This window comes from Microbacterium sp. CFBP 8801 (assembly GCF_014839455.1).
In the GTDB taxonomy this organism is placed as follows: Bacteria; Actinomycetota; Actinomycetes; order Actinomycetales; family Microbacteriaceae; genus Microbacterium.
Genome location: NZ_JACYNU010000031.1, coordinates 1 through 7,607 on the forward strand (window position 1 = coordinate 1; position 7,607 = coordinate 7,607).

General features: G+C 63.0%; 5 protein-coding genes. 3 read left to right on the forward strand and 2 right to left on the reverse strand.

Translation table 11 applies throughout. The features are described 5' to 3' along the window. The first annotated feature begins 312 nt into the window (after positions 1 to 312). From IFR11_RS15965 to IFR11_RS15975, 3 genes are all read left to right on the forward strand, one after another. Positions 313 to 1,353 carry an ABC transporter substrate-binding protein gene (locus IFR11_RS15965; RefSeq protein ID WP_206755313.1) on the forward strand — a complete coding sequence of 347 codons (1,041 nt, stop codon included), beginning with the start codon at positions 313 to 315 and terminating at the stop codon, positions 1,351 to 1,353. Between the two features lie 85 nt (positions 1,354 to 1,438). Then, positions 1,439 to 2,404: a FecCD family ABC transporter permease gene (locus IFR11_RS15970; RefSeq protein ID WP_441004771.1), complete on the forward strand. Its 966-nt coding sequence runs from the start codon at positions 1,439 to 1,441 to the stop codon at positions 2,402 to 2,404. Positions 2,405 to 2,406: 2 nt separating this feature from the next. Next, positions 2,407 to 3,171, forward strand: coding sequence for an ATP-binding cassette domain-containing protein (locus IFR11_RS15975; RefSeq protein ID WP_191916833.1), 765 nt, complete (start codon positions 2,407 to 2,409; stop codon positions 3,169 to 3,171). Here the strand turns inward: IFR11_RS15975 and IFR11_RS15980 are convergent. Further along, positions 3,149 to 5,686, reverse strand: a complete 2,538-nt coding sequence (locus tag IFR11_RS15980) for an excinuclease ABC subunit UvrA (protein WP_191916834.1) — start codon at positions 5,684 to 5,686, stop codon at positions 3,149 to 3,151. The genes IFR11_RS15975 and IFR11_RS15980 overlap by 23 nt on opposite strands. Positions 5,687 to 5,707: 21 nt before the next feature. Beyond that, positions 5,708 to 7,198, reverse strand: coding sequence for an MDR family MFS transporter (locus IFR11_RS15985; protein ID WP_342030317.1), 1,491 nt, complete (start codon positions 7,196 to 7,198; stop codon positions 5,708 to 5,710). Between the last annotated feature and the right edge of the window lie 409 nt (positions 7,199 to 7,607).

Sequence of the window (7,607 nt, forward strand, 5' to 3'; positions counted from 1 at the left end):
CGCCTCGGCGACGAGCGAGGTCGCGGTGACGCGGACGAGCTGTCGCTCCTCAATGGAGCGTTGCACGCGTTGCGTTCCCGCGTTTGTTCTGCGCGGGCGCCAGAGCGTCACGATCGAGTCCTCCCCTTCATGCCGGCGGGACCGTCGGCGTGATTAACTCTACGACATGCCGAGTTCCAGTGAGGTCGGAGCGGGGGTGGATGGTCCTAATTACTCTGCATCTTGTAGAGTAAAGGTGATTCGACTCCCAGGAAAGGCTCACCCATGCCCGTACAAAGATCTCGCGCAGCTGCGACCCTCGCCGCGGTCGTCGTGGCTGGCGTCCTCGCCGGTTGTTCCGCGGCCCCCGCTCCGACTGCCGAGGTCGAAGGGGACGCCCAAGCCGGAGGCTCGACGGCGTACCCGCTCACCGTCGACAACTGCGGATACGAGCAGACCTTCACCGAAAAGCCTTCCCGTGTCGTGCTTCTGAACAGCATGTCCGTTGCCGAGGTGGAAACTCTTATCCTGCTCGGGCTCGAGGACACGATCCTGGCGAACGCTCAGAACTATGGAATCTCCGATCACCCGGACATGGTCGAGAAAATCGACGCCCTTCCCACCGGTGACGTGGAGATGGCGGGCCTCTTCGAGATTCCCGCCGAGCAGCTCTTTGCGCTCAAGCCGGACCTGGTGATCGCGACTGCCTCTGGAGGATTCGATCCCAGCATGGGGCAGGCCTCGCGGGAAGAGCTGGCAGAGCTCGGCATCAATACGCTCGTCAGCCCCGCCAACTGCGCGATGGGCAAAGAGAATCCCACGGACGCCGAGATCGTGGCGCTGGAAGATGCCACCGTCGAGTCATCGTTCGAGTTCGTCACCCTGGTCGGCGATGTCTTTGATAAGCAGGCCGAAGCGGAAGCGCTCGTAACCGACCGTCGAGCTCGAATCGACGCGGTGTCGGCCGCGGTGGAGGGACTCGACAAGCCCAAGGCGCTCATCGTTGTTCCCTCGATGTCGATGATGATGCCGAGCGGCATGCCCGCCGTGTTCTTGGGCGGAATCTTCGATGACCTTCTCGCCCGGGCCGGAACCACGGGATCGCTCGACGGCATCGGGCTCGATCTCAGATCGTCCCTCAATATCAACCCGGAACATCTGTCATCTGCAGACGTAGATCTGCTTGTGATCGTGGGATTCATGCGGGACGAGGATCTCGATGCGGAGGCCGCAAAGCTGTTCGAAGAGTATCCAGAGTGGGACGCAGCCAAGACGAACAACTACGTCAGCGTTTCTGATGGGGTGTACGTGGGGCCGACGAACGCCGAGGCGATCGAGAAGATCGCGGAGGCCGCTCATCCTGACGCCTTCTAGCGCCGGGGCTGCGGGGTTTGCCCGGACGGCCAAGCCCCGCAGGTCGCTCGCCGCATGGCTGGTCTCGCTGGCGATCGCCACGGTAGTGGCCTCGGTTTTCGCCGTGATGATCGGGAGCGTGTACCTGAGCCCCTCGGTCGTCATCGGCACAGTCGTGGGAAATCTCACGGGCGACCTGAGCGCGGTAGATCCGCTGGACCAGAAGATCGTGTGGCAGCTGCGCGTTCCTCGTGTGCTCCTGGCGGGGGTCGTCGGAGCGGGCCTGTCGCTCGCTGGCGCTGCTCTGCAAGGGCTGCTGCGCAACCCCCTCGCCGACCCGTACATCATTGGGGTTTCGTCCGGCGCCTCCCTCGGCGCGGTGCTAGTAATGACCCTCGGCTCGGGGGCGCTCCTCGGCCTCACTACGTCGACCGCCGCCTTCGCGGGTGCGATCGCTGTCCTAGCTCTCGTGTACGCCTTCGCTCAACGCTCCGGTTCCTTCACCGACATGCGACTCGTGCTCTCGGGTGTCGCGTTGGGCTATGTGGCGATGTCCGGTACGAGTTTCGCGCAGCTGCACGCTGAGCCTGGAGAGATTCGCGGGATGCTGTTCTGGATGATGGGCAGCGTCGGCGGAGCGCGGTGGGAGACCTTGCTCATCCCCGCGGTCACGTTGGTGCTGGCGGGCGGATGGCTGCTCACGCAAGCGCGGGGCTTGAATGCGCTCGCCCTCGGAGATGACGACGCGGTTGCCGTGGGGGTGGATTTGCGGACCTTTCGGCTCGGTCTCCTTCTGACCTCAGCCGTGCTTACCGCTGTGGCAGTGAGCGTCGCAGGAGGAGTGGGGTTCGTCGGCTTGATCATCCCGCACGCGATGCGTCTGATCGTCGGAGCGGACTACCGGCGGCTGCTGCCGGTGACCGCGGTCGCCGGTGCGCTCTTTCTGATCATCGTCGATCTGATAGCCCGCACCATCGGAAGCCCCAACGAGTACCCGCTCACCATCTTCACTGCACTTATCGGCGGCCCTTTCTTCCTTTGGCTGATGCGATCCTCCGGCGGCCGATCGTGAGGGTGCGGCTGGAGAACCTCGGGATCAGCCTCGGTGGACACCGATTCATCGACGGGATGAACCTTGAGATCCCAGAAGGCTCCTTCACGGCGATCGTCGGTCCGAACGGCTCAGGGAAGTCCACCGTTCTGAGGGCCATGTACCGTGCGCTCACGCCCGACTCGGGGCAGGTGCTCATGGGGGAGACGGATGTCGCGACCATCAGACCTCGCGCGGCCGCACGGCTGCGCGCTGTGGTCACCCAACATCAAACGGCCAACGAATCCCTTCTTGTCCGTGACATCGTCGCCACCGGTCGTCATGCGCATCAGAAGTGGTACATGTCCGAATCTGCCGCAGACCGGGACATAGCTCGCAGAATGCTCTCGCAGTGCGGAGCCGGACACCTCCTCGACCGGCAGTACATCACGCTCTCCGGTGGCGAGCGGCAGCGTGTGTTGCTGGCGCGGGCCCTATCGCAAGACGCAGCCGTGCTTCTTCTCGATGAACCCACCAACCATCTCGATGTCACCGCGCAACACGAGCTACTCGCGCTGCTCGACTCTGTCGCTCTGACGCGGATTGTTGTCCTCCATGACCTGGACCATGCGGTCGCCCACGCAGATCATCTGGTGGTCATGCATAAAGGGGAGATCCGTGCCGCGGGTCGTCCCGTGGAGGTGTTGACGACGGAGCTTACCGAAGAGGTGTTCGGATGCCGATCACGAGTGATAGAACATCCTCTGACCGGACGTTCGCTCGTCGTCACGGCGCCGCTTGACCGTTGAGCGCCGCCGCAAGGTATCGACCAGTGGCGCTGGCGGAAGAACTCGCCACCTGCTCGGGCGTGCCGCATACGACGATGTGTCCGCCGGATGTTCCTCCGCCAGGGCCCATGTCTATGACGTAGTCGGCGTTTGCGATCACGTCGAGGTCGTGCTCGATCACGATCACGGTGGCGCCCCTCGAGCGCAATCGCTCGAGCACGTCCAAGAGCACTCGCGTGTCGAGAGGATGCAATCCGATGCTGGGTTCATCGAGCACGAACAGAGTGTCAGATTGATTGCGGGAGAGCTCAGTGGCCAACTTGAGGCGCTGTGCTTCTCCGCCCGATAGTGCCGGAGTGTTCTCCCCGAGTGTGAGGTACCCGAGCCCTAGATCGATCAGCGTCTGCAGCTTGGTGCGGACTTTGGGTAGATCGGGAACCCGCTCCGCGGCCTGTCTAACGGTGAGCTCGAGCAGTTTCGGCAGTGAAAGCGCGTCGCCTCCTGCTGCAGGGCGGATGAGAGTGTGGGCGTGCGGTGAATACCGACTCCCGTGACAGTCGGGACAAGGGATGTCCACATCGGGCAGGAATTGCACGTCGAGCACGACATGTCCGGTGCCCTCGCACCTCGGGCAACGCAGCGACCCGGTGTTGTAAGAGAAGTCTGCCGCGGCGAGTCCTTTCGCCACTGCTTCGGGCATTGCAGCGTAAGCGCGCCGTAGCTCGTCGAGCACGCCGCTGTAGGTGGCGATGGTCGATCGAGCGTTCGTGCCTATGGGCGTGGAGTCGACGACGTTCACCCGTTGGATCCCTGGCGCCTCCACGGCGGCCACATGCTCGGGCAGGCTATGGGAGTCGTACGCAGCGCGAAGCGCGGGGACGAGACTGTCGAGGACGAGAGTGGTCTTGCCCGACCCTGACATGCCCGTGACGGCCGTGATTCGTCCCAGGGGAACACTCGTGTCAAGGGCGTGAACTGTATGAATGGGAGTAGTGAGGAGAGTGATGCGCCCTCGGTCGAAAATGTTCTCCTCGGGGCTGCGTTGACGCACGACAACCGGTTCGCGACCAGACAGAAAACCGCCGATGAGAGATCTGCGATTCGCGCTCACGTCGGCCACAGTGCCAGAGGTGACGAGGGATCCTCCGTTCGTGCCCGAGCCCGGCCCGACCTCTATGATCCAGTCCGCTTCCCGGAGAATCTGTACGTCGTGGTCGACGAGGACGACCGAGTTTCCGTCTGAAAGCAGGTCGCGGATCACCCCGAGGAGGCCATCCACATTGGCTGGGTGCAGGCCCACCGAAGGTTCGTCGAGAACGTACAGCACCCCCGTCGTTTCGTTCCGCACTGCCCTCGCAAGTTGCACGCGTTGTCGCTCGCCGGTCGAGAGGCTGGAGCTGGTGCGGTCAAGCTGTAGGTAGCCGAGACCGAGTTCGATGAGCCGGCGCGCCATCTGCCCGTACTGATCAACGATGAGATGAGCCATGGGACGCATGTCCGCGGGGAGCGCGTCGGCGACAGTGGTTACCCAGCTGACGCTCTCGTCGAGACTCATCGCCGCGATCTCGGCGAGATCGAATCCGCCCACGTGCGTTCCGCGCGCTTCCTCACTGAGCCGGGTGCCGTGGCAGGTACTGCAGGTCTGGGTGGTGATGAACTTGTTAACCCGGGCGAGACCCTTCTCGCTGGTCGCATTGCTCAGAGCTTCCTGCACAGCGCGTCGCGCATTTCGGTAGGTGAAGTCCAGCTCGAAGAGCTTGCCGTTCTTCGAACGGACCGCGATGTGCCGCTTAGCCTGCGGGCCGTTCATCACGATCTCTCGCTCGCTGCCGGTGAGCGCCGAGTATGGGACGTCAGTGCGCACCCCCATCTCTGCGACGACCTGCGGCATGACCGTGAGGCCGAACATGCTCCAGGCGACGACCGCGCCGTCGGCGATGGTCTTCGACATGTCCGGAACCAGCGCATCGTCATCGATCTCGCGCGCGACGCCGGTGCCGGAGCATGAGGGGCATGCGCCGCTCGAGTTGAACGCGAGCGACTCCGCTCCCGGTGGAGAGAAGGTCGCGTTGCACACGGGGCAGACCAGATCTCGGTTTGCGGCGACGTCAATGGTGGGACCGAGTCGATGTCCGTTGGGGCAGAGGTGCTCGCCGAGCCTGGAGAACATGATTCGCAGGACGTTGAGCAACTCCGTGGACGTGCCGAACGTTGAACGAACGCCGGGAACGCTGGGCCGTTGACGAAGCGCCAGTGCCGCGGGCACGTGCCGCACGGAATCCACGGACGCTCGTGCTGCGTGGGACATTCGCCGCCGGGTGTAGGTAGACAAGGCTTCGATGTAGCGGCGCGACCCCTCCGCGTACAGGACACTCATTGCCAGCGAGGATTTTCCTGATCCCGAGACGCCGGCGATTGCCACCATCTGTCGTAGGGGAACATCCACATCGATGTTCTTCAGGTTGTGGACGCGGGCGCCACGTATCTCGGTGACCATCGGAAGGTCGGGGTCCTGGCGCGGTGCGTGCTCGATCATCGAAATGTACCGCACCGAGTGCTAGTGGCCTACGGGCGGCTCGATGATGGAGTCTTCTGGCTTCCGGATCAACATCGCCCCAGCGATCAGAGGAAGAGACGCAACGGCGGCCAGCGTAAACGCGGCTTGCGCGCCCGACGCACTTGCAGCCAACGCGCTCGCCCCCCTAGAGACCTCGCTCGCGGAGACCGCCGACATGATGGTGATCATCAACGCGATTCCGGCTGCGCCGGACACTTGCTGAACGGTGCCGAGCACTGCGGATCCGTGCGAGTAGAACTGTGGGCTCAGAGATCCGAGGGAAGCAGTGAACAAGGGGGTGAACGATAGCGCGAGACCCATGGACAGCACAGTCTGCACGACGGCGATAGCCCATACCGGTGTGAACTCATCGAAGGTCGTGAAGATCCAGAGCATCGCACTCGCGATGACTGCACCCGGTATCAGCAGAGTCCTCGTACCCCGTGCATCGTAAACCCGCCCGATGAACGGTCCGGCAAGTCCCATCGCAAGTGCGCCAGGAAGGACGACGAGCCCCGTCTCGAGCGCCGAACTCCCGAGAACTGTCTGCATATAGAGGGGAAGCACCGTGATGGTGCCGAAGAAGCCGAGCGCCAGCAGCCCCATCTGAGCGATGGAGAGAGAGAAGTTCGCGGACCGGAACACGCTGAGGTCGAGCAGGGCGTCGTTCGTGCGCTGCAGCCTGATCTGTCGCCACCCGAACAAGCCGAGCGCGATGGCGCCGATGCCGAACGATGCGATGAGCGTGAAGGTCGCCACTGAGTTAGCGGCCATGTCCTCTATGGCGCCTTCGCCATGCGCCGTCGATCCACCAACCTGGCTGAGGCCGAACACGAGCCCACCAAATCCCAGAGCGGAGAGAACCACCGAAAGCACGTCGATGTGCACCTTGGAGGTCTCGCCAACACTGTGAATCCATCGCGCGCCGACCACCAGTGCAACGATGGCGATGGGCAGTACCACGCCGAATATCCAGCGCCAACCGGCCGTATCGAGGAGCAGCCCGGACATTGTCGGGCCGATAGCGGGAGCTAGAGACATGACGATGCTGACGCGTCCCATCATCCGACCTCGAGTAGAGGTGGGAACCAATCGCATGATCGTGGTCATGAGGAGTGGCATCATGATCGCCGTACCGGATGCCTGCACTACTCGTGCCACGAGGAGCACCTCGAATCCGGGCGAGACTACGGCAATCAGCGTGCCCAGAGTGAAGAGGCCCATCGCCAGGACGAAAACGGAGCGCGTCGTGATGCGCTGGAGTAGGAATCCCGTTGTGGGGATGACCACCGCCATCGTCAGCATGTAGGCGGTGGTCAACCACTGTGCAGCGACCGCGGTGATGCCCAGGTCGTCGATGAGATGCGGAATCGCGACACCCATCGTCGTCTCGTTGAGAATCGCAACGAAAGCCGCTCCGAGCAACAGCCAGATGACGCGGTTGCTCTCGGAGGTCACGCCACTTCCGGCGTCTTTCTGGGTTACATCCACGGCCTCTACCTGTCCTTGAGAGGCGACGATCCACGAGAACGCTCCGAGCTAGCTGCCGGAAATCCGTGGTTCGTCATCTCCGGTCTGCAATGCGCGAACGGGTGTCCGCCGACCCAGATTATTCTACAAGGCGTAGAGGTGAGTCGGATGCGGAGTTCGTTGTAGACGGTCGTGTCTCGTCGAGGAACGCGCGTTCGATCCACGGCGGACTCGGGCAGATGCTGCCACGGTGAGACTTCGATTCCTGGGCTGATGTCGAAGCTCATCACATGCCGCTGCGTCGTTGATCGTGGGTAAAGAGTGAGAAAGTTCGGCGAAAGATCGCCCCGATTGAGGTGCGCACCTGAAAGGTCAGGAACCGCGGAATGACAAGGAAGCTGTGCTCGAGGGTGCCGCTGGAAGGTGCTCC

Excerpts from the sequence above, each read along its gene's own strand:
- IFR11_RS15980 (WP_191916834.1), bottom strand. The coding sequence starts at position 5,686 with ATGATCGAGCACGCACCGCGCCAGGACCCCGACCTTCCGATGGTCACC.